Genomic DNA, 21707 nt, shown 5'->3' with positions numbered 1-21707 from the left:
CCATTAAAGGAAAAATTTTCCTTTCTCCCCCTTTTTGGCCGGTACCATCTTGATTAAAGGGGTGGTTACCACCCTTGCATCACCTGTTACCATCTGTTCAAAATCCTTAACTGTAGTAGTTTTACCTATATGCATCTCAGAAATCTTTCGAAGTCCTTCTGCAACATGTAGCTCTGAAAGTGGCTGGAATTCCAAAACTTTGGATGCTTTCCCAGAACTAACAAACAAATAAGCATTGTCCCGAGGTTCCGGATGGCGAATTAAAAAGTCAATTTGCTCATTAAGCGCTCCTCCTTTAGCGAGCTTCTCACCAATAATGTATATTTTGCAGTGCCCCCAGAAGAGTTTACGCGGAAGTTGTACCTGGAGCTTTGACGCAGCATCTACCATATTCTCTCCAATCGCCGATCTCATCAAAACCTTAGGACCTCCTCCGCCGCCCCCACCTTGCTGCCCACCAATAGCCTGAGGAGCCAAAAATTGAACGGCAAGCTTGATGTTTTTCCCATTGGCTTTGTCAATGGTAGCCCCTAATACTATCGCCGTATCATTTATTTCTCTTCTGTCCCAGCAACCAGTAAGCAGAAAGCTAGTTGAAAAAAAGAAAAGAATAGTAAACATTTTTATGATGTTTCGAGCTAGAAAAAGATTCATTCTTGTTCACATCCTTCTCACCATATCTTTGCTCTATTATTCATCCCCTTTACTCGGATTTGGTTTTTGCCCAGGTGACTGTCGATATTTGTTGAATTCGCCAGTTAAATGAGGGCGTGTATTCATTTTCCACCATGGAGCCCGGATTAAGGTATCTTTCAACTCACTCCCCTTCATTGGAGCGATGGGTGTAAGGAAGGGAACCCCAAACGAACGCAATGCACATAAGTGGATGACGATTGCAATCCCCCCAAGCATAATTCCAAGCAAACCAAGGGAGCCAGCTAAAAAAATAATAGGAAAGCGTAGCATTCGTAACGCGATTCCTTGTGTATAGTGCGGCACCATAAAAGAGGAAACGCCTGTAATCGCAACAACAATGACCATCGGAGCGGAAACCAGACCAGCTTGAACGGCAGCTTGACCGATGACTAAAGCACCGACAATACTAACAGCAGCCCCGACCTGTTTCGGAAGCCGTACCCCTGCTTCACGTAGCGCTTCAAATGTGATCTCCATCATTAATGCTTCTACCAACGCCGGAAAGGGAACACTTTCCCTTGAACCTGCCACGCTAATCAGCAAAGATGTCGGTACCATCTCTTGGTGATACGTAAGGACCGCTACATAGAGCGAAGGCAAAAGGAGAGAAAGCACCATAAACACAAAGCGTAACAAGCGAATGATTGAACCAATCAAAAAACGTTGGTAATAATCTTCTGGTGACTGAAGTAAGGTAAAAAAGCTTATAGGGGCAATTAAGACAGAAGGTGTACCATCCACTAGAATCACCACACGTCCCTCCAGAAGATTTGCAGCGGCTACATCCGGTCGTTCCGTATTGACAAGTTGCGGAAAAGGTGAATAGGGATTGTCTTCAATTAGTTCTTCGATATACCCGCTTTCCAATACACTGTCTATGTCAATACGTAGCAAGCGATTTTCAACTTCTTCAATGAGTGTTGGATCCGAAAGTCCTTCTATGTAGGCAATTACAACATTAGTCTCAGTAAAGCGCCCAATTTTCATCGATTTCATTTTGAAATCAGGACTTTTGATTTTTCGTCGGAGTAGGGAAGTGTTGACTCCCAGTGTTTCCACAAAACCTTCCCGTGGTCCCCGCACAACACCCTCTGCCTGCGGTTCTTCAATCGATCGCTTTTCCCATTTAGCCAATCCCAAGGCGAGCCCGAACATTTCTTGGTCTATGAAAACCACAGGATTCCCGATGGAGATGTTCTCTATACAATCTGTAAATGTCTTGACTTCTTTCATCTTTGAAATATGTATTTTTTTCTCTAATAGTTCACGCGGACTATGAACCCCTGTTTCTGTTTCTGACATAAGTGGAGTAAGCACATAACCCTCAATCTCCTCCACACTAGATAAACCCTCTACATAAACAAGAACAGCTTTGGTTTGTCCACTAATGAAAAACGTCCGAAAGACCACATCAAAGCAATCCTGATACATGGAACGAAGGACCCGTAGGTTTTCATCCAAGTCGGAAGAAAGCGGAACTTGTTGCCTGGCAACTTGCGATTGTTGTGTGTGGAGTTGTTTTCCCCTTTGTAATCGTTTTCGCTCGCTTCGAAACAACATGGATAGCTCCTTCCTTTTATTCAAGGTTGTATGGAAAATTATCTTTATCTTGTGATGTACCTATGAAAACTATTCTATCTAGTTGTAAATTTCTTTACTTGTTTAAACATAATTTTGTTTCTATATATATCCATTTTAGTTTTTCGACATATAGCCGCGGCTATGGATAACAAAAGGTGACTGCACTCGTTTTCTCTCTTTGTTTTCACTATGTCTGGGCAGGAAAAGGCTCTGACCGCTTCTATGCATGGCCGGATGCTCTCTCCCACCTAAAAAGAAGGGTTTTATGTCGGTTTTTAATTTGTATTTATATATCTGTTTTTCTATCCATTGTTTCATCTTAATCGTTGATCAAACGTCATCTGATATAACCCTGTCATTCGATAGATGGTAAAATGCTTGCGAGACAATCGCTGAAGGGCTTCTTGATATAAAGATAAGTTTGCCACAAACAAAAGAAGCATAAGCCTGCCGTTCCGGCAAACTTATGCTTCATATCACAGTCTTACGTAAATCAACAAAGTATTTGGATCATCCATTTTTTGATTAGACTCTTTCAAATCAAGCTTCGATGATTGGTTCTTTTATGGATTTGTAGACCATAAGCCAGCAGATTTAATAAATGTACGTTTATTTAATTTCAGCTGTGCCACGATAAACTCTGCAATATCTTCAGCTTGCATAACTTTATCCGGATTACCATCTGTTAAACCTAAGTCTACTGCCATATCTGTTGCAACTGTACTTGGTGTTAGCCCAGTAACACGAATGTTATGTTTGCGCACTTCCATCGCTAAAGATTCTGTTAAACCAAGAACGCCAAATTTAGAAGCACTGTATGCACTTGTTACTGGTGCTCCCTTTTGTCCAGCTGTTGATGAAATATTAATAATATCACCAGACTGTTGTTCAATCATGCTTGGTAACGCTGCACGAGTCACATAGTATACGCCCATTAAATTCACTTGAATAATTTTTTCCCATTCAGCAACATCTAACTCTAAAAACTTACCAAATTTAGAGATTCCTGCGTTATTAATTAAAATATCAATAGAACCTAAACTATTTTTTAATGAATTAATTGCTTCAGTTACTTCTTCATATGAAGAAACATCAGCAGTAGCAATGGCAGCTTTCACACCTTCAGCTTCTACTTCTTTTGCAACTACCTTTAAGTTTTCTTCCGAACGTGCTAAAAGGCCTACGTTCACGCCTTCTTTAGCTAAAGCAACAGCTACAGCACGGCCAATACCTCTTCCTGCTCCTGTAATTAATGCATTTTTCCCTTGTAATAATTCTGCCAAATATAACACTCCTTAATCATTCTCAGTTACTAATTTTTATAACATGAATTTTATCGAGATATGGACCGAAATGCAATCATGCACTTTTATGTGCGTAGGTTACTTACAGGTAACCACGGACATCATTTTCAATGTTTCAGTTTAAACTCTAAGTGATATATACTTATATACTCGTTGCAAAAAATTATAAGGCCAATTTAAAAATCATTAGCCCTCATCTAACTTCTTTGCTTTTTGCTGAATTTTAAGGTGGGGGTCTTACTACCCGCGAATAACGGGATAAATATTAAATAAGAAAGACAAATGCATGCTTATATACATGCCCAATCATGATTACTATATAAATCCATTTTGATTTTTCGACATATAAGCTGCGGCTATGGATAACAAAAGGTGACCTGCACTCGTTTTCTCTCTTTGTTTTCACTATGTCTGGGCAGGAAAAGGAACTGACCGCTTCTATGCATGGCCGGATGCTCTCTCCCACCTAAAAAGAAGGGTTTTATGTCGGTTTTTTATTTTGTATTTATATAGCAACTAACAATCTTCCCCCACACTTTTTCTCTTTCTATTATTCTATGTATCTTTTCCCCACCTTTATGTAACAACATTTTCCACTTTTTTATTCCCATCAAAAAATACATAAAATCTTATATAAACTTATCTTTACAAACAATATAATCATCTGATATTATTACCTGGTACTTATTAAAAATAAGATAATAGTTCTTTCTCTCTAAACTTTTAATATTCCAACAAAAAACAATTATATATTCATATAAAAAAAGTTATTCCAACTGTTTAAAAATCATTAATTTCCTATAACTATATAAATCCATTTTGATTTTTCGACATATAAGCCACGGCTATGGATAACAAAAGGTGACCTGTACTCGTTTTCTCTCTTTGTTTTCACTATGTCTGGGCAGGAAAAGGATCTGACCGCTTCTATGCATGGTCGGATGCTCTCTTCCACCTAAAAAGAGGGATTTTATGTCGGTTTTTTAATTTGTATTTATATAAATGGCGAAAAAATGGTATCCAAAAAAACTGATTTTCATAAACTGAGAGGGGCATACTTTTGCAAACAAAAAAGGATTCTAGTAAGAAAACAATTATATTCATTCATGGATTAGTTGGTAATCGTCGTGCATTTAAAAAAGAGTATAAATTATTTTCCCCTTCTTACAACATCATAACGTATGATTTACTCGGTCATGGCGAAGACAAAGGACAAGCAATTGACTTTTCTTTAGAACGATTAGTACAACAATTGTCGGATCTTTATGATAGAGAAGGAATCGAACAAGCTCATATTTGTGCCCTCAGCTACGGCTGTTATATCGGTACTATATTTGCTCACACTTATCCAGAGAAAGTTTTGAGCCTTTGTCATATTGGAGGTCATTATAATAACCCTTCTGTTTTGTATAACGTATTTCAAAAATTTTGGGAGAAAAGAGAGAATGAGTACTCAGCTTGGTTGGATCAATATTCAAATACAATTTTCCCAAGTGGTATACTCAAAGCAAATCCATTCGCTCTCCTTTCCAAAAAAATTTATTATCGGTTTGGATTAGAGTTACACTCATCCATTATTGTAGAATCACTGCGACATCGTCTTGAATTCGATCTAAAGTCTCGTTTACAGGAATTAAAGCAACCGATTCTTTGGGTAATGGGAGAGTACGACCATCTTTATAAATCATGTTTATTTGATTTGAAATCCGTTCTTCCTAACGTTCTATACAAAGAGATTCCGTTAGCTGGTCATGCGGCAAATATATTCCGCCCAAATTATTTTTACGATTTGTACTCTAGATTTCTCCGTGGTGCATTACAGTAAAATGAAGTATGAAAAAGCTTTCTAGTTTCCTAGAAAGCTTTTCCTTATACTATTTAAGAATATAATTCTCTTAGTATGCTTTTGAATAACCTAATAGATGGCTCTTCCAGTAAGAATTATTGATTGAGCTAATTCTTACACCTGTATCTTCATTTTCCGCACTAATAAACTGACCATTTCCTAAATAAATCCCAAGATGAGAAGGACCTGGTTTATATGTATTTGCAAAGTATACTAAATCTCCTGGTTGTGGATTACTTGTTTTTGTCAAGCTACCCCAGTAACCAGCAACTGTTTGACGGCTTCCAGAATGACCTGCTTTATTTAATACATAGTAGATAAAGCCACTGCAGTCAAAACCAGCAGGTGTCGTCCCAGCATATCTATATGGTGAACCATTTAACGACTGTGCAACAGACACGATTGATGATGAATTACCAGATGGTGCTGTTGGTTTTTCTGTTTGTGTATTTCCTTGCTCACTACCAGTAGATGGACGAGAAGGCGTAGTTACATTCTCTGTACCACCTTTTACAAACTTAACAAGGTCTGCACTTACATAGCCTGTTCTTCCTTGGTGGTTAATTTTATACCAGCCGTTTTCTCCACCAATAACTTGTAATGTTTGACCTTTCAATACGCCACCAATTACAGCGTTATATGTAGCTGGGCCTGTACGTACACGTAAAGCAGCTGTATCGACAACATATGATCCGTCTTTTCGAATCGTCATATCATTGTTACTTGGTTTCTCTGTTTCCGTACTGACATTTGTATTTGTACCGCCTTTTGTTACAAAGTCCTTACTGATGTATCCAGTTCCGCCATTATGATTGATTTTAAACCAATCTTGCACTTCACCAACAACTTGTACAGTTTGTCCTTTGCTTACAGTTCCTACAACTGTATGAGAAGCGCTAGGGCCTGTACGTACGTTAAGTGAAGAAACATTTACTGTATAATTACCTGTTCCTTGTTGAACAGCAGTTCCTTTATTCTCACCAGTTGTTACAAAATCACCGCTTACATAGCCTGTTTTACCATTTACATTTACTTTAAACCAGCCATTTTCTTCACCAATTACTTGTAGAACTTGTCCTTCTTGTACCTTAGAAATAATATCATTTCCCGTACTAGGACCCGTACGTACATTCAATACATCAGCCGTTACTGTGTATTTAATTTCAGAATTCGTTTCCACTGCTTTTGTTTCAGTTACTGTTGGTTCAATTGTTTGTTTTTGTGCTTGCGTTTGTGCATCGATTTCTTTTAGTGCATCTGTTGGAACTTGTGCATAAGCAGTATCCATTCCAGGAACTACCACACTAGCTACAGAGACTGCTGCTAAACCTGCTAGTACTTTTTTCATAAGTTGTTTTACTTCCTTCCCCACTGTTCCTCATTAAAAATAAACGAACTCATTATATACAAAACGAAACGTATTGAATATATATGTAATTCCATTTTTTAACAAGTGTTTTATATTTATACCCCAATATTATAGATTACTAAAGTGAACTTGGTGTGAACATAGCGTGAAATTTGAGTAAAAAAATAATCAATAGCTTTAAATACAACAATTTTTTCATAATGGAGAGTTCACACCCATTATTGTGAGATAAAGTGAAACTTCCATTAATGAAAGCTTACTGTCCGTTAATGCGAGATAAAAAGATTTTAATACCTATTTTCTTCATTTAAAAAGGGTTGCCTACATGAGCAGCTCTCTTATCATTACAAAATTCACCAAACTATATAAATCCATTTTGATTTTTCGACATATAAGCCGCGGCTATGGATAACAAAAGGTGACCTGCACTCGTTTTCTCTCTTTGTTTTCACTATGTCTGGGCAGGAAAAGGATCTGACCGCTTCTATGCATGGCCGGATACTCTCTCCCACCTAAAAAGAAGGGTTTTATGTCGGTTTTTTAATTTGTATTTATATAACAATTCTGCACTTTTCTAAAAAATTAGGATTATATTTTAAAGAACTTATCTCTTTCTGGCGCAATCCAAGAATCTATGTTTTGTTCATTATCTTTCACTAAACGATTCACTAATATATCATGCCATATATAATTCTCTAGTAAGTACACATGCACAGGATCATCTGTGTAAAATGCATTACCTTTTTGCTCTATAGAATGTCCATATACCATCTCTTTTCCATCAATAGACAAGATGAACCATTTATGATTTCCGATATTATCGACATAGCTTGTCTTGCGATGAACTTCTAATCCAGGTAAAGGCTCTTCTACTTGAAACACGATTCCTTTTAAACTACATTCCTCCTGTTTTGCTTGTAAATCATTCAAGAGTTTTTCATACATTGGATTCCACATAGATAGAATCACTTTTTTTTGTGCTCTGCGAATTAATATTCGGCAAAAAGCAAGTATATTTTCTTCTCCTTTTAGAGTGGTCACACGTGGATCAACTTCTGGCTCTTCTCTCTCAAACCCTTTTAAATTTTTTTCAACATACGCATATGTTTCTTCCCATTTTTCCTTTACTGCTTCTAAAAAAACATCTACTGGCAACGGAGAATATTGCACAGCTTCATTTATTTCCTCTTTCATCACTACGCCTTTTTGTTCAAGATCATTCAGTATTTCATATATGCGAGCACGAGGTACACCTGAATTTTTACTAACTTGATAGGCACTTGAAGCCCCTTGGCGAACTAACGTTACATAGGCTTTCGTTTCATATTGATTGAGACCGAGCATTTGAATTTTTTGTAGTAAATCGTCCATTGTAACCCTCCTATAAGAGTTATATTTGCTAAAACATTTACGATAGTCATTACTATCATAGTAACTATAAAAACAAAATTAGTAAATGGATGAATAGAGTTGTTGAAGTTTTCATTTACATATCCCTTTATAATAGATACTATTTAAGTAGTGACTATTATCTTTTATTTTTACATAGGGGGTATACATATGGAGGACATTAATCTTTATACACTGCTTTTCTTAATTCTTGCTGGATTTTTAGCTGCATTTATCGACTCTGTCGTAGGGGGCGGCGGTTTAATTTCTATACCGGCACTATTATTTACTGGACTTCCACCAACAACAGCCATTGCCACAAATAAACTGGCAAGTTCAATGGGAGCACTTATGAGTACCGTTTCATTTATTCGATCTGGTAACGTTAATTTCAAATTAGTCTCCAAGTTATTTCCGTTAACATTTATAGGTTCTGTTCTTGGTGCCTTTGTCGTGAAACATATTTCTTCTGAAGTATTAAAACCGTTAGTACTTGTATTATTAATTGGCGTTGCCATTTATACGATTATGAAAAAAGATTGGGGAAAAGATGCGAGTTATAAAGGCATGAACTATAAGAAGGCGATTGTCTTCTCTTGCGTCATTTTCATTATTGGATTTTATGATGGATTTTTTGGTGCCGGAACCGGCTCATTTCTATTATTTGCTTTCTTAATGGTTGGATTTGATTTTCTTCAATCTGCCGGAAATGCAAAGGTATTAAATTTTGGCAGTAATATTGCCGCACTCATTATTTTTCTATATTTAGATGTCGTAAACTTTGCATATGGGATTCCAATGGGGCTGGCAATGATTCTTGGCGCTTTTGTGGGATCAAACTTTGCGATTAAAAAGGGCGTATCCTATGTACGGATTTTATTCATTATCGTAACGCTCTTCCTGATTGGGAAAAATATCATTGATTACTTACGTATCTTTTAGACTCTGACAAAACAATATGGAATTTTTAGGATTAACTTGATAAAATAGCTATTACATAACTAATCTATACGATAAACATCTGGATAACAGGAGGCTAATTATTCCCTATGGAACAAATTATCGAAAATAATGAGAATCGCCATATAGAGGTATACTATGCGTTAGTATGTGGACTATCTTTATTTACCTTCAAAAAGATTTCAGCTATTGAAACAAAAAAGGCTGAATTAAAAATAGCGCTAAAAACACAACGAGATGGCTTTAAGAAAGAAAATCCTTATAAACTGTAAAAGTATTCACACACAGTCTTGATACACACATAAAAAACAGGGACATGCAAATGACTGTATTCCCTGTTTTTTTATGATTAATCGTTTATTGGATATTTCGTTTCAAACCACTGCGCGGCATGATGAATTTCATTTAATTCCTTTGTACGAAACACAAGATCTTCTTCATCAAAAACACCTTCAGTTAAACGCTGGAAGAAACGAGGCATTTCATGATCTAATACGTTTCCTCTCACACTAAGCAAAGATACTTCATCAGAAATCATGCTACCAATATTCAATAAATCGTGTTCTGTTCCATCTATCCCGTGAAGGAGCAGTAGCGTTGAATCTGCTGCGTTTTTCCTTTTTTATAAACATACAATCATATTATTCCCTAACAATTTATAAAAAGGATTACCGATATCGGTAATCCTTTTCCATCACATTATTTAAAAAATTTCACACGACTTTCTAACGGTTGAAACTCTTTTTCTCCTGCTGGTGCAACTGGTTTACCGAAAGGCATTTGAGCGATTAATTTCCAATTGTCCGGAATACTCCACTCTTTTTTCACTCCATCATCAATTAATGGATTATAGTGCTGTAGTGTCGCACCGAACCCTTCAATTTCTAACCCTGTCCAAATAGCAAATTGAAGCATTCCTGATGATTGCTCGGACCAAGTTGGAAAATTATCTTTGTATAATGCAAATTGTTCTTGAAGCGTTTCAACTACTTTGCTGTCTTCAAAAAATAAAACAGTTCCATATCCACTTCGAAATGCATTCATTTTTTCTTCCGTTGGTGCAAAATTATTTTCAGGAACTACTTTTCGTAACGTTTCTTTCGTGATATCCCATAATTTATCATGCTGTTCGCCTAATAAAACAACGACTCTTGCACTTTGAGAGTTAAAAGATGAAGGCGTATATTTTACGGCATGATTAATCACTTCTTGAATCTTTTCATCAGAAATCACTTGTTCTTTACTAATTGCGTAAATCGATCTTCTGTCTTCAATCGCTGTGTAAAAATCTTTTGCCATACTAATTCCCTCCAATTGTTTGTTATGAGGCATTAGACTTATGTATTCCTTCTATCTTCGCCTCTTCAACTTATTAATAATAAGTTTATAAATTAATTATATCTACGCAATAAACAGAATTCAAATAATAACACACGCACTCCTACTATTTTTTGTTTGTAGTGTTTTTAATATGCATTCAATTTCACAATTCTTTTTCTCATCCTTAATAAGGACTATACACTTCATTAACTTCTACAAATTGAAAAACCGACATAAAACCCTTCTTTTTAGGTGGGAGAGAGCATCCAGCCATGCATAGAAGCGGTCAGATCCTTTTCCTGCCCCATGCCAAGTGAAAACAAAGAGAGAAAACCAGTGCAGGTCACCTTTTGTTATCCATAGCCACGGCTATATGGCGAAAAATCAAAATCGATTTATATAATATAAAAAATCACCCTATTTCCCTCTCAACATGAGATTCAAACAAGGTGATTTCTTTACATTATACCCCAAAACCCTTCACTTACTTAACAATTTGAAACCCATATGATAATAACTTATGCGTTTCCGTAAAACGTTTCTCTTTACTATCCGTTCCCATAACAACCGTAATTAATCTCCTATCTCCTTGCATTGCAGTTCCTGTAAAACAATAGCCTGCACTATCTGTAAAGCCTGTTTTTAGGCCATCCATTCCTTCTATATAGAGTTCCTGGTTAGCCTGATTTAACATTTTATTTGTATTCGTAACAGTCGTATTTTTAAATGCTAATTGGCTTTGTGATAAATGAGAAACTTGCAATATTTCCGGATAATCTTTTACGAGGTGATACGCTAACTGTGCTACATCAGCTGCTGGCATCTTTGTTTCTGTTCCATCTGCTTCTTGTAAGCCTGAGGCATTCGCAAAAATTGTACCATCTGACAACTCTAGCTGCTTTGCTTTTTGATTCATCAATTCTACAAAGTCCTTTTCAGTCGGCGCTAAATGTTCTGCTAAAGCAACGGCAGAGTTATTTGCAGATTGAATCATTAAGGCGTGATATAAATCTTTAACAGTTAATACATCTCCCATTTGCACTGGGATTCCAGCACCATCAGTTTGTGAAGATTTCGCACTAATTTTCACTTGATCTTCCCAATGGATTTTGCCTTTATGGATGTTTTCTAACACGATATAAGCTGTCATCATTTTTGACATACTTGCTGGAGCAAGTGGTTCTGTTTCATTATTTTTATAGATTACTTTTCCATCACCAGCATCTAGTACCACCGCTGCTTTCGCTTCAACGATTGGCTCTGGAATTTGCGGAACAACTTTTGTTAGTGGTGCTTCCTGTTGTTTCTCTTCTTTTGTTTCAGGCTTTGCTTCCTGCGGTTTCTCTTCTACCGCTTTTATTTTTTTCTCTGTTTGAGCAATAGATTCTTCTTTCTTTTCTAGTATTCTTTCATGGAAAAAGAACCAGCATACACTAAAGATAATCACACATAGTATGGCTACTAGCCCCCACCTTGACCTTTTCATGATAAAAACTCCTTTTCTACTAAGAACAATTTCAAATTCAACCATAACAACTAGGCCTTCAAATCGTCAAGGTGAAACAGAAGATTATTGCTCAAACACTACATGTATTTCCTATCATTCTATTCTTGCTTCACACAAAATCCCCTTTAAATAATATCTAAAGGGGATTTTGAACATGCAAATCTTTTCCTTTCTGTTTTCACACTAAGTTCTGAACCATTGATTAACTCATTATTTCCCTAAATTTTGAATTTCCCCTGCAAGATCTTTCAATTCTTGAACTTTTTTCATCAGTTCCGAGTTCTCAAATGCAGCTAAATCCATTTTTCCTGCTTCGATGTTTTTTACAGACGTATCAATTAACGTATTTAATTTTTCGTTATAATCAACGATTTGTTGGTGAATGTCTTTTGCTACGTCTGGAGGCGTCAATTCATTAAAAGCTGGAATATCCTTTTGAATTTGTTGCAATTTGCTCTCTAATTCTTTCCGAGCGGCATCATCATTTATCGCCTTCTCTGCTAAAGCTGGAGCTTCACTTGCAAAATTACTTACTTCATTGATGTACTCTGTAGCCTTTGAAAAATAATCGATGGAATTTTTCCCTTCTTCAATAGCTGAGCAACCCATTAAACCAAATACCATCATGAACAACAATAACACCGTTTTATTCATTATCATTCCTTTATCCCTCCTAAATTAACTACTTCCCTTCCCACCAAATAAATTGTTGCGTATTCTCTTTCTTTTATTCTATCCAGATGGATAAAGCACCTCTTTATAATAAGAAGCTATGCTGGATGAATCTGAGATACAATACTCCCCGTTCCTCTAACGGAAAACTAACATTTAATTCCTTCCCCTCCGTGAAGGATTTTATTGCATAGGTTAAAGGAAAGTTCCTTTATAAATAGGACCTTCCCTTTGTTTAGATTCCAAATAGGTGTTAATTCACTCACGACTTATTCATGTGTTACTATAAACATTCACAGAGGATACTAATTTCTTACATATCCTACAATCGTTACTTGTTCTGCTTTCATGTATACACCAATAATCTCATCAATGATATTTGTATATCCACCACCTATGGCAGCTCCATATTCTAACGTAACTTCTTCTTTTTCATAGACGGACTTTGGTATCGTTAATATAAATTTCCTGAAACCTCTTTCATCTAAAGGTTCCATAATTAAAACTGTTCCATCTTCCTCATATACATCCCCATCCTCCAACATCACGTCTCATCCTTTCATTTAAACAGTTCATATGGCTCAAGTATTGCCTATATATGAATAGTTCTAAACACTACGCCATAAATTCCCGCTATCCATCTTTATTTTACGGATACACAATAAGGAATATCACTATAAAATATCTTTCAAAGAGTTATTTTGATGTCCCTCTAAAAATAGCCATATTCACAACCATAGAGTGAAACTTTAATTAGTGGGGGGTTCTTCATCCCCCACTCACCATTAGCTCTCACCAATCGAGCTTTTACGGGCAGTTTATCCCCACCTAACTTCTTTGCTTTTTTCTGAACCTTGAGGTTGGGGTATTACTGCCCACGAATAGCAGGATAAAAAAAGTAGCTTCACCATAAGATGAAGCTACTCAAACGTAAACAAAACATATTATTAAAAGATTTCTCTTCTAAGATTCTAATAAGATGCGTTCACATCAGAATCAATTGAGATTATGCCCTATATTCCTTTGTCCATTTGATAAAGCTTATAATACTTCTTATTTGTCTGAAGAAGCTGTTCATGATTCCCTTGCATCGTAATTTGACCATTCTCAAGAAAAATAATTTCATCCATATGTTCAATCCCCACAAGATGATGGGTTACCCAAATAACCGTTTTATCTTTCGCAGCAGTAAGCATCGTTTCTAGTAACGCATATTCCGTTTTAGGATCGAGACCAATTGTCGGTTCATCCAGTACAATAACGGGTGTTTCTTGCAAGAGCGTTTGAGCAAAGGCAATTCGTTGTCGCTCCCCGCCAGAAAACCGCTTCCCCATTTCATGCATTTTCGTATTTAGTCCGTCTGGAAGTGAAGCAATCAATGAAGAAATTTGTGCTCGCTCAATTACATCCCATATTTCCTTATCATCTGCATCCGATCTACCAATTCGTATATTATTTCCTATCGTGGTATCAAACAAATGTGGTTTTTGATTTAGTACCGAAACATACTGTGCTAAAAAATCAGTATGAGCTTCATTTCCCGCAATTAAAACTCGGCCATTTGTTGGATGCAAAGCCCCAGTAAGTAGCTTTAACATCGTCGATTTTCCAGTTCCGCTTTTCCCTAAAATAGCAACCTTTTTTCCTGCTGGAATTGTGAGAGAAAGATTTTTCAGTACGGATTCTTTACTTTCTGGATAGCGATACGATACATCCTCTAATTGAACGACTACTGGTTGCTGCGTTTGTAAAGATATATTTTCCACTTTAGAAGAATGTTTTCCTTCAAACGATGAAGCGGGAGCATCTTCCACATTCGTAATTCGTACTAATGAATCTCTATAGGATGGAATTCTCTCAATTGCATCTGAAACAGGTATTAATGCATTTGTGACTGATAATGTCATTAATATAAAAGCTGCAATGACCGTTGGTGCAATTTGTTCTGATTGCGCTTGATCCCCTGTCCATATAATCATAGAAATTACAACGATTCCTACAGTAAAATGAATGAGCCCATCACGTATATGTTGCCAACGCTTCATTTTCTTTTCAACTCTTAACAGCTCCAAGTCTTCCTCTGAATAACCTTTTACAAATTCAGTTGTTCGACCACTTGCTTGCCAATCCGCTAGACCAAATACAGCATCTGTTAATTTTTGATATAAACGACTTCGCCCTTGTTTTAAAGAAACATGGTGATGCTTTGTCATCATTAACGATACAAATGGAATCAGAAAAACGATGACAGCTAGCATGAGCCCCATCATAAGTGCAAAGAGCCAATCGAACACACCAAGAACACCAATAAATACACTATAAATCGCGAGAGCAAGTATACTAGGAAATACTGTTCGTAAATACAAGTTTTGTAGATGTTCAATATCCTCAGCTAATACGCCTAGTAAATCTCCTGTTTGATAGTGTGATCGTAAAAACAACGCTTGTGGTTCTATAGCGCGATATAATTTTGTCCGCATCTTTTCTAATATTCGTAAGACTACGTCATGACCAACCAATCGTTCTATATAATGAAACACTGCTTGTCCAATGCTAAATGCTCGCGTTGCTACAATAGGTACATACACCACCATAATATTGACAGGTTGGAGAGAAGATTTTGAAATTAAGTAACCTGAAATAAATAGGAGCATCGCACCTGAACCTACTCCAAGAACACCAAGAGCGATGGTCAGGAGCATGCGACCTTTATTTTGTCCTATATAAGGTTGAACCCAATTTTTCATTTGTATTACCTCCCTTCCACATGATTGCCAACTAAATTCTGGTATGTCCCTTGTTTTTTTCGGAGCTCTTCATACGTTCCTTGTTCTACAAGCTTTCCTTTTTCTAGAACAAGAATATGATCCATTTGTTTCATCCAATGGAGACGGTGCGTTGCAAGGAATACAAGCTTCCCTTGAAATAAACGAAGCATCTCTTTTTTGATCTCAAATTCTGTCTCAATATCAAGATGAGCCGTCGGTTCATCCAATAGAATAATGGGTTTTTTACTGAGGAGTGCACGTGCCATTGCGACACGTTGCTCTTGTCCTCCGCTAAGCATGCGCCCTCCTTCTCCAATTCTTTCATGAATCCCTTCCGGAAGGGATTCAGCAAGTGAACGAAGATCTACTTCGTCTATTACTCTCTCCACTTCTTCATCTGTAGCACTCGGTTCATAGAAACGAATATTGTCCCCTAGAGACAGCGGGAAAACATATGGAGTTTGCGGAATATAAGCAATATTTTGCAGCCAATCTTCACGTGTGAACGATTTCGTTTCAGTGCCATTAATAACAATGCTACCATGGTCTGGCTGAAGAAATCCGGCAAGTACATCGATGAATGTCGATTTTCCTGCCCCGCTTTCACCAATAATGCCAATAGTCCCATTACCTTTCCATGAAAAATGAATATCCTGTAACAATGTTTTTTCCGATTCTTCATTAGAGACAGTTATATTGTTTAATGCCATACTACTAAAAGAGTCCCAGACAATCTGAGAATCAGCCCTCGGAACTGCCATGTTCTTTTGCTGCTCGATTATATCTTCAATTTGCTCCATCGCAATTTGACCATCCAATGTCGCATGGTAATTTGCTCCAACTTGACGAATCGGCAGGAAATATTCTGGAGCTAAAACAAGAATTGTAAGCGCTGGTAACAGAATGATGGAACCATCTATTAAACGGATACCAAGTCCTACCGCAACAAAGGCAATGGATAAACTCGTAAAGAAATCGAGTGCAAAAGAAGAAAGAAAAGCAACTCGCAATGTGCGAATCGTTGCTTCTCTGTATCTCTTACTAACCTTCTCGATTTTCTCCTCATGCTGCCTGCTCTTCCCTAAGTACTTTAATGTTTCCAAACCTTTTAGCGTGTCAATGAAATGATTAGATAACACACGGTAGGTGTCATATTGCTTATCGGCCATTTTTTGCGCTGCTAAACCAAGAAGAATCATAAACACAATAACAATCGGTATTGTTACAACTAAAATCACAGCTGAAGTAACATCTAGCGTGAAAACATATACAACAAGGATCGCTGGGACAATACAGCTTCGAATCATCCGAGGAATTGTCAACTCAATATATGTTTTCAGCTGTTCTATCCCCTCAATCGATAAGGTCACCAGACGACCAGTTCCGTTCTTTTGTATAAATCTTGGTCCTAGTTTGAAATACGCTTGTATTAATTGTTTGCGCAGTGCTAGTCCTGTTCTTTCTGAAAAACGTTCTACTAGAAATTGTGATACATGTATAAGTATACGTCTTACAAAAAAAGCAATCGCAAAGAATAGTATTTCCTTGTAAACGGTTTGCACGGGGTTTCCTTGAAACAAAAATGTAATGGTACGCGATAAAAATACTGCTTGTGCAATTATACTCAAAGCTTCAAAAATACTAATGAAACTGAGTATTACATATAAAAAACGGCTACCAGGATACGATGGAAGTCCTCTTTTTCGTTTCATTAGTACTCCAAATGATCCTGAGGCTTAATACGTTTTCTAAACACGTAGTAGCTCCATATTTGATTGCCTAACACAAACGGTAAAATCGTAAGTGAAAGGTAACTCATTAACTTAAGTGAATATGGTCCTGATGCCGCATTATAAATTGTTAAATCATTCGCTGCCCCAAGTGTACTAATCATGACACGTGGGAACATACCAATAAAGACACTTGCACTAAGCAAAATAATTGTTAAGCTTGTCATAAAAAATGCCCAGCCATCGCGTCTCTTTCTATTCAATATACTAGATACAAATAGCGCTACGAATGCACCTAATGGAAGTGCAATCCAGCCTGTTCCATGAGCGATAAAAATATCTGTTTTCCACACCCCTACACCTACAAAAGCAAGAAGAGCAAGTAATGTAACGGGTGCCATTTTTTTAGAAACAATTCGCGCACGTTCTTGTAGCTCTCCAGTTGTTCGCAGCGTAATAAACTGCAAACCATGAACTACGCATAAGAGAACGAACATTAAACCTCCAAGTAAAGCAAATGGATGAAGCAGTTGTACGAAGCCACCTACTACATCTTTATTTTCATTGATTGGAACGCCCACCATAAAGTTTGTAATGGCAATTCCCCAAAGAAGTGGTGGCACAAAACTACCGATAAGAATCGCCCAATCCCACATATTCTTCCACTTTACATTATCCACTTTTCCTCGGAATTCAAACGCAACCCCTCGTAAAATTAAAGCGAGCAGCATAAACACAAACGGGATATAAAACCCACTGAACAGCGTTGCATACCAATGTGGAAACGCCGCAAACATCGTACCACCAGCGGTTACAAGCCATACTTCATTTGCATCCCAAAATGGACCGATTGTATTAATATATATACGTCGTTCTAAATCATTTCTTCCTAAAAACTTAGCGACTGTTCCTACCCCAAAATCAAACCCTTCGAGCACGAAAAAACCAATAAATAACGTAGAGATGATAAGAAACCACAACTCATTAAGAGACAACATATTCTTCCTCCTTATCGAACGGATCATGACTATGATGATCCGTTTGCGCTTTCTTATTAGCATGTTCGCGAATTAAACGAACAAATAAGTAAATGCAGATTCCACCTAAAATGGCATACATCGTCGTAAATGAAACAAGAGAGAATAACACTTCATTTGCTGTAACATTTGGTGATACCGCATCTTCTGTTTTCATTACTCCAAATACAACCCAAGGCTGGCGCCCCATTTCTGTCATAATCCATCCAACCGTATTACCGATAAACGGAAGAGCAATTGCATATACCATCAACTTTAAATACAATGGTTTTTCTGTTAAACGATCTTTTCTTGATAAAAACCAACCGTACGCGCCTAGAAGTAGCATAAATGTACCGCTTGCTACCATCGCTCGGAAACTCCAAAACATTGTACGTACCGGTGGAATATAATCTCCAGGACCATATTTTGCTTCATATTCTTTTTGAAGCTGATTCATCCCTTCCACTTGACCGCTAAATTTATCATAGGATAACAAACTTAACATATAAGGAATTTGAATTTCGAATGAGTTAGACTTTGTTTCTGGATTAATTTTTGCTACAGCTGTAAATGGTGCCGGATCTGCACTTGTATTCCATAAAGCTTCAGCTGCTGCCATCTTCATTGGCTGTGATTTAATTAAATGTTGCGCTTGAGCATGCCCAAAGAACAGCACAAGAGCTGTTGCAATTGTTCCAACGATAATTGAGATGCGGAAAGACTTTTTAAACATCTCTGTCTCTTGTCTTTTAGTAATTTTCCATGCACTTACACCAGCAATGAAGTAAGCTCCTGTTGCCATTGCTGCCGTAATCGTATGCGGGAATTGTACCCACAATTGTGGGTTTTGAATAATTGCCCAGAAATCATTCATCTGTGCACGTCCATCAGCCATCTCATATCCAACTGGTGCATGCATAAACGCATTCGCTGTTAAAATCCAAAACGCGGATAAAATCGTTCCAAGTGACACAAGCCAAATGGATAAAAGGTGAATCCGTTTCGGCAGTTTATCCCAACCAAATACCCAAAGACCAAGGAATGTAGATTCCATGAAAAAGGCAAGAAGCCCTTCAATTGCAAGTGATGGTCCAAATACATCACCGACAAAACGTGAATAGGTTGACCAGTTCATTCCAAACTGGAATTCTTGTAAAATACCAGTTACAACTCCAACCGCAAAGTTAACAAGAAATATATGAGCCCAAAATTTCGTCATCTTCTTATAAATTTCTTGTCCTTTTACCACATACATCGTTTGCATTAACGCAATGATAAAAACTAGACCGATAGACAACGGAACGAAAAAATAATGAAAAATCGTTGTTGATGCGAATTGAATTCGTGCCAATTCGAGCGTATCCATGTTAAAATCACTTCCTTTTCATTTTTTATATGTATTAAAAATAGATTGAGCCATCCGTATGCTTTATGTTAATCAACAAAAACTCAATCATCAGGAAATATGAAATGATTAATTCGCGTATGTATTGTTTGAAAATAAAAATTTTCAGTCATTTAAGCTAACAGTAACAAGAAGTAAGCTCTATTCATTCGATTTAATTTTCCCCTATTTCCATAGTGTTTTACTCGTTAATCGAATTGTATAATATACTTGCATAATAAATTCAATGAATTTTTGACGTATTCTTGACAGGATTTTGTCGAAAATATGTCTTTTGTTATTTTTTTGAAAAAGAAATTTTATATTATAAAAATACGATTTTCAAACATGAAAGCTATCTCTTCTTAGAAAAAAATCATGATTCCCTATAAAATACTTGACTTTATCAATATAAAATGTTCATGTTTTCAAACAAGAAATTGATTGATATTCTGTCAAGAACAAATTATTTTTTTAAATTCAAAAAATGATAGCCATAAAGTTTTTTTAACTGTTATGATGAACAAGACTAATTTGAAAGAAGCTGAAATACATGAAAAAAATAAGTTTGAGAAACGGGAAAGAAGTTTTCATACGAGAGGCTTCAAAAGAAGATGCCAAGCGTATGATAGATTTTTATAATATTGTAGGTGGAGAAACGGATTTTCTTTCATTTGGGGAAAATGAGTTTAGCATGGGGGTAACGGATTATGAAAACTTCCTGGCATCTACTAGAGCAGAAAGTCATTCAATTATCTTGCTAGCAACAATTGATGATGAAATCGTAAGTATCGCATCCATTACTTCTAATGGAAAGGCCAGAACGAAACATGTTGGAACTTTAGGAATTGTTATAGAAGAAAAACATTGTGGGTTCGGTTTAGGTAGCATACTAATGAATGAACTTATCGAGTGGGCACAAGCAAACGGAACTATTAAAAAAATAACTCTTGTTACAAGAGAGGATAATACGAGAGCAATCGAGTTATATAAGAAGGTTGGATTTGAAGAAGAAGGCTTATTGAAAGAAGATACTTATATCAATGGTGTTTTTTATAGCACACTAATAATGAGTTTAATATTTTAAAAAGAAACTTTTGTACTGACCTTAAACAAAAAACGGACTCTCCAATCGGAGGGTCCCGTTTTCCAATGCATTAAGCACTATGCTCGATCTGTTCACTCTTCTCTTTTTTCTTATGCCTCCTCCAGCTCGTCAATTTCCTAACTGTTCCTAGCAATCCTGTTGGAAAACCTAATAAGACGATGATATACAATAAACCAAGGAAGATTGTCCATCGTTCAAAGATTGGATACTGCGCAGCAAGCTCTGATAAATAATACTTAAAAGATTCAATGATTCCGGCCCCTACTACCGCTCCTACTAATGTACCAATACCACCAATCGTCGTCATCAATAAAGCATTTAGAGTCATTTCAATCGAGAAAACGGTCGTATTCACAAAGCGGAGTGTGACAACAAATAATCCGCCGCTAAGTGCTGCCACAATTCCAGCTACAACACTTGCAATGACTTTATAGTGAAGAATCTTATAGCCAAGTGCCTCCACACGTTGTTCATTTTGCGAAACAGCTTTTAGTACTTTTCCAATGGAAGATTTCGTAAACAATCGTAGTAATAGAAAAATAACGACTAGGCTTATTAGCGTAATATAATAGAATGTGAAACGATCTCGAAACATATCAGGTACACGGAATGTAAAACCGTCTCCCCCGTGTGTTACAGTACGCCATTTTTCAGCAAGTACAAAGAATAACTGGGAAATAGCAAGTGTCAGCATCGCATAAAAATGGCTTTTCAATCGTAAGGAAAGCATGCCGATAATATAACTAATGATCGCCGATAAAATGACTGCTATCGTAACTCCAATTAAAAAGCTCGCTACCGTTGCCTCTTGACGATCGAACAAGAGCGCGACACAGTACGCCCCTATTCCAAAAAACATACAATGTCCAAACGACACAATTCCTGTATACCCTAGGAGAATATCAAAGCTCATAGCGAAAATGGCAAAGATGAAAATTTGTGTGAACAAAATAAGCATGCTCCGTGAATCATTTACAAAAGGAAATATCATCAAACAGGAAAGCATTGCGATTCCAAAATATAATCTACCCCAATTAGAAAATGTGGTCATAAC

General features: G+C 36.8%; 18 protein-coding genes and 1 pseudogene. 4 read left to right on the top strand and 15 right to left on the bottom strand.

Annotated elements, in window-relative coordinates; all coding sequences use genetic code 11:
• Nucleotides 1-3 precede the first annotated feature (3 nt).
• From QRE67_RS09380 to QRE67_RS09370, 3 genes are all read right to left on the bottom strand, one after another.
• On the bottom strand, nucleotides 4-654 hold the full coding sequence (locus QRE67_RS09380; protein WP_286124605.1) for a Ger(x)C family spore germination protein: 651 nt from the start codon (nucleotides 652-654) through the stop codon (nucleotides 4-6).
• 36 nt (nucleotides 655-690) lie between these two features.
• The gene (locus QRE67_RS09375) at nucleotides 691-2256 is read right to left on the bottom strand and encodes a spore germination protein (RefSeq protein WP_286124604.1); all 1566 of its coding nucleotides are present in this window, start codon (nucleotides 2254-2256) and stop codon (nucleotides 691-693) included.
• 584 nt (nucleotides 2257-2840) lie between these two features.
• Nucleotides 2841-3560 (bottom strand): 3-ketoacyl-ACP reductase, encoded by a 720-nt coding sequence (locus QRE67_RS09370; protein WP_286124603.1) that lies wholly within the window; start codon nucleotides 3558-3560, stop codon nucleotides 2841-2843.
• A gap of 1081 nt (nucleotides 3561-4641) precedes the next feature.
• On the opposite strand from QRE67_RS09370, the gene QRE67_RS09365 reads away from it, so the two are divergent.
• Complete coding sequence (locus tag QRE67_RS09365) at nucleotides 4642-5406, top strand: alpha/beta fold hydrolase (RefSeq protein WP_286124602.1); 765 nt, start codon at nucleotides 4642-4644, stop codon at nucleotides 5404-5406.
• A gap of 70 nt (nucleotides 5407-5476) precedes the next feature.
• Here the strand turns inward: QRE67_RS09365 and entFM are convergent, their stop codons facing one another.
• Together entFM and QRE67_RS09355 are read right to left on the bottom strand one after the other, a co-directional pair.
• Nucleotides 5477-6775: an enterotoxin EntFM gene (gene entFM, locus QRE67_RS09360; protein WP_286125233.1), complete on the bottom strand. Its 1299-nt coding sequence runs from the start codon at nucleotides 6773-6775 to the stop codon at nucleotides 5477-5479.
• A 609-nt stretch (nucleotides 6776-7384) separates the two neighbouring features.
• On the bottom strand, nucleotides 7385-8167 hold the full coding sequence (locus QRE67_RS09355) for a TrmB family transcriptional regulator (protein ID WP_286124601.1): 783 nt from the start codon (nucleotides 8165-8167) through the stop codon (nucleotides 7385-7387).
• 189 nt (nucleotides 8168-8356) lie between these two features.
• On the opposite strand from QRE67_RS09355, the gene QRE67_RS09350 reads away from it, so the two are divergent.
• Nucleotides 8357-9127: a TSUP family transporter gene (locus QRE67_RS09350; protein WP_286124600.1), complete on the top strand. Its 771-nt coding sequence runs from the start codon at nucleotides 8357-8359 to the stop codon at nucleotides 9125-9127.
• A gap of 107 nt (nucleotides 9128-9234) precedes the next feature.
• Nucleotides 9235-9417, top strand: a complete 183-nt coding sequence (locus tag QRE67_RS09345; protein WP_286124599.1) for a hypothetical protein — start codon at nucleotides 9235-9237, stop codon at nucleotides 9415-9417.
• A gap of 128 nt (nucleotides 9418-9545) precedes the next feature.
• Here the strand turns inward: QRE67_RS09345 and QRE67_RS09340 are convergent.
• The 9 genes and pseudogenes from QRE67_RS09340 to QRE67_RS09300 form a co-directional block, all read right to left on the bottom strand.
• A pseudogene (locus QRE67_RS09340) lies at nucleotides 9546-9737 on the bottom strand (carboxylesterase); the annotation flags it as partial.
• Between the two features lie 107 nt (nucleotides 9738-9844).
• On the bottom strand, nucleotides 9845-10444 hold the full coding sequence (locus tag QRE67_RS09335; protein WP_286124598.1) for a nitroreductase family protein: 600 nt from the start codon (nucleotides 10442-10444) through the stop codon (nucleotides 9845-9847).
• Between the two features lie 505 nt (nucleotides 10445-10949).
• Complete coding sequence (locus QRE67_RS09330) at nucleotides 10950-11951, bottom strand: D-alanyl-D-alanine carboxypeptidase family protein (protein ID WP_286124597.1); 1002 nt, start codon at nucleotides 11949-11951, stop codon at nucleotides 10950-10952.
• 231 nt (nucleotides 11952-12182) lie between these two features.
• The gene (locus tag QRE67_RS09325; RefSeq protein ID WP_286124596.1) at nucleotides 12183-12632 is read right to left on the bottom strand and encodes a DUF6376 family protein; all 450 of its coding nucleotides are present in this window, start codon (nucleotides 12630-12632) and stop codon (nucleotides 12183-12185) included.
• A 317-nt stretch (nucleotides 12633-12949) separates the two neighbouring features.
• The gene (locus QRE67_RS09320) at nucleotides 12950-13189 is read right to left on the bottom strand and encodes a hypothetical protein (RefSeq protein WP_286124595.1); all 240 of its coding nucleotides are present in this window, start codon (nucleotides 13187-13189) and stop codon (nucleotides 12950-12952) included.
• Nucleotides 13190-13657: 468 nt separating this feature from the next.
• Entirely contained in the window at nucleotides 13658-15391 is a 1734-nt protein-coding gene (gene cydC, locus QRE67_RS09315) for a thiol reductant ABC exporter subunit CydC (protein WP_286124594.1), read from the bottom strand.
• A 5-nt stretch (nucleotides 15392-15396) separates the two neighbouring features.
• A complete protein-coding gene (gene cydD / locus QRE67_RS09310) occupies nucleotides 15397-17124 on the bottom strand; it encodes a thiol reductant ABC exporter subunit CydD (RefSeq protein ID WP_286124593.1) in 1728 nt (575 codons plus the stop codon).
• Complete coding sequence (cydB, locus tag QRE67_RS09305) at nucleotides 17124-18140, bottom strand: cytochrome d ubiquinol oxidase subunit II (RefSeq protein WP_286124592.1); 1017 nt, start codon at nucleotides 18138-18140, stop codon at nucleotides 17124-17126. The genes cydD and cydB overlap by 1 nt, the downstream gene beginning before the upstream one ends.
• Complete coding sequence (locus tag QRE67_RS09300) at nucleotides 18127-19527, bottom strand: cytochrome ubiquinol oxidase subunit I (protein ID WP_286124591.1); 1401 nt, start codon at nucleotides 19525-19527, stop codon at nucleotides 18127-18129. The genes cydB and QRE67_RS09300 overlap by 14 nt, the downstream gene beginning before the upstream one ends.
• Before the next feature lie 571 nt (nucleotides 19528-20098).
• On the opposite strand from QRE67_RS09300, the gene QRE67_RS09295 reads away from it, so the two are divergent.
• Entirely contained in the window at nucleotides 20099-20632 is a 534-nt protein-coding gene (locus QRE67_RS09295; RefSeq protein WP_286124590.1) for a GNAT family N-acetyltransferase, read from the top strand.
• A 70-nt stretch (nucleotides 20633-20702) separates the two neighbouring features.
• Here QRE67_RS09295 and QRE67_RS09290 read toward each other — a convergent pair whose 3' ends face one another.
• Nucleotides 20703-21704, bottom strand: coding sequence for a branched-chain amino acid ABC transporter permease (locus QRE67_RS09290; protein ID WP_286124589.1), 1002 nt, complete (start codon nucleotides 21702-21704; stop codon nucleotides 20703-20705).
• Between the last annotated feature and the right edge of the window lie 3 nt (nucleotides 21705-21707).

This window comes from Bacillus sp. DX3.1 (assembly GCF_030292155.1).
Lineage (GTDB): Bacteria > Bacillota > Bacilli > Bacillales > Bacillaceae_G > Bacillus_A.
This window is presented reverse-complemented; position numbering and strand designations above follow the sequence as displayed.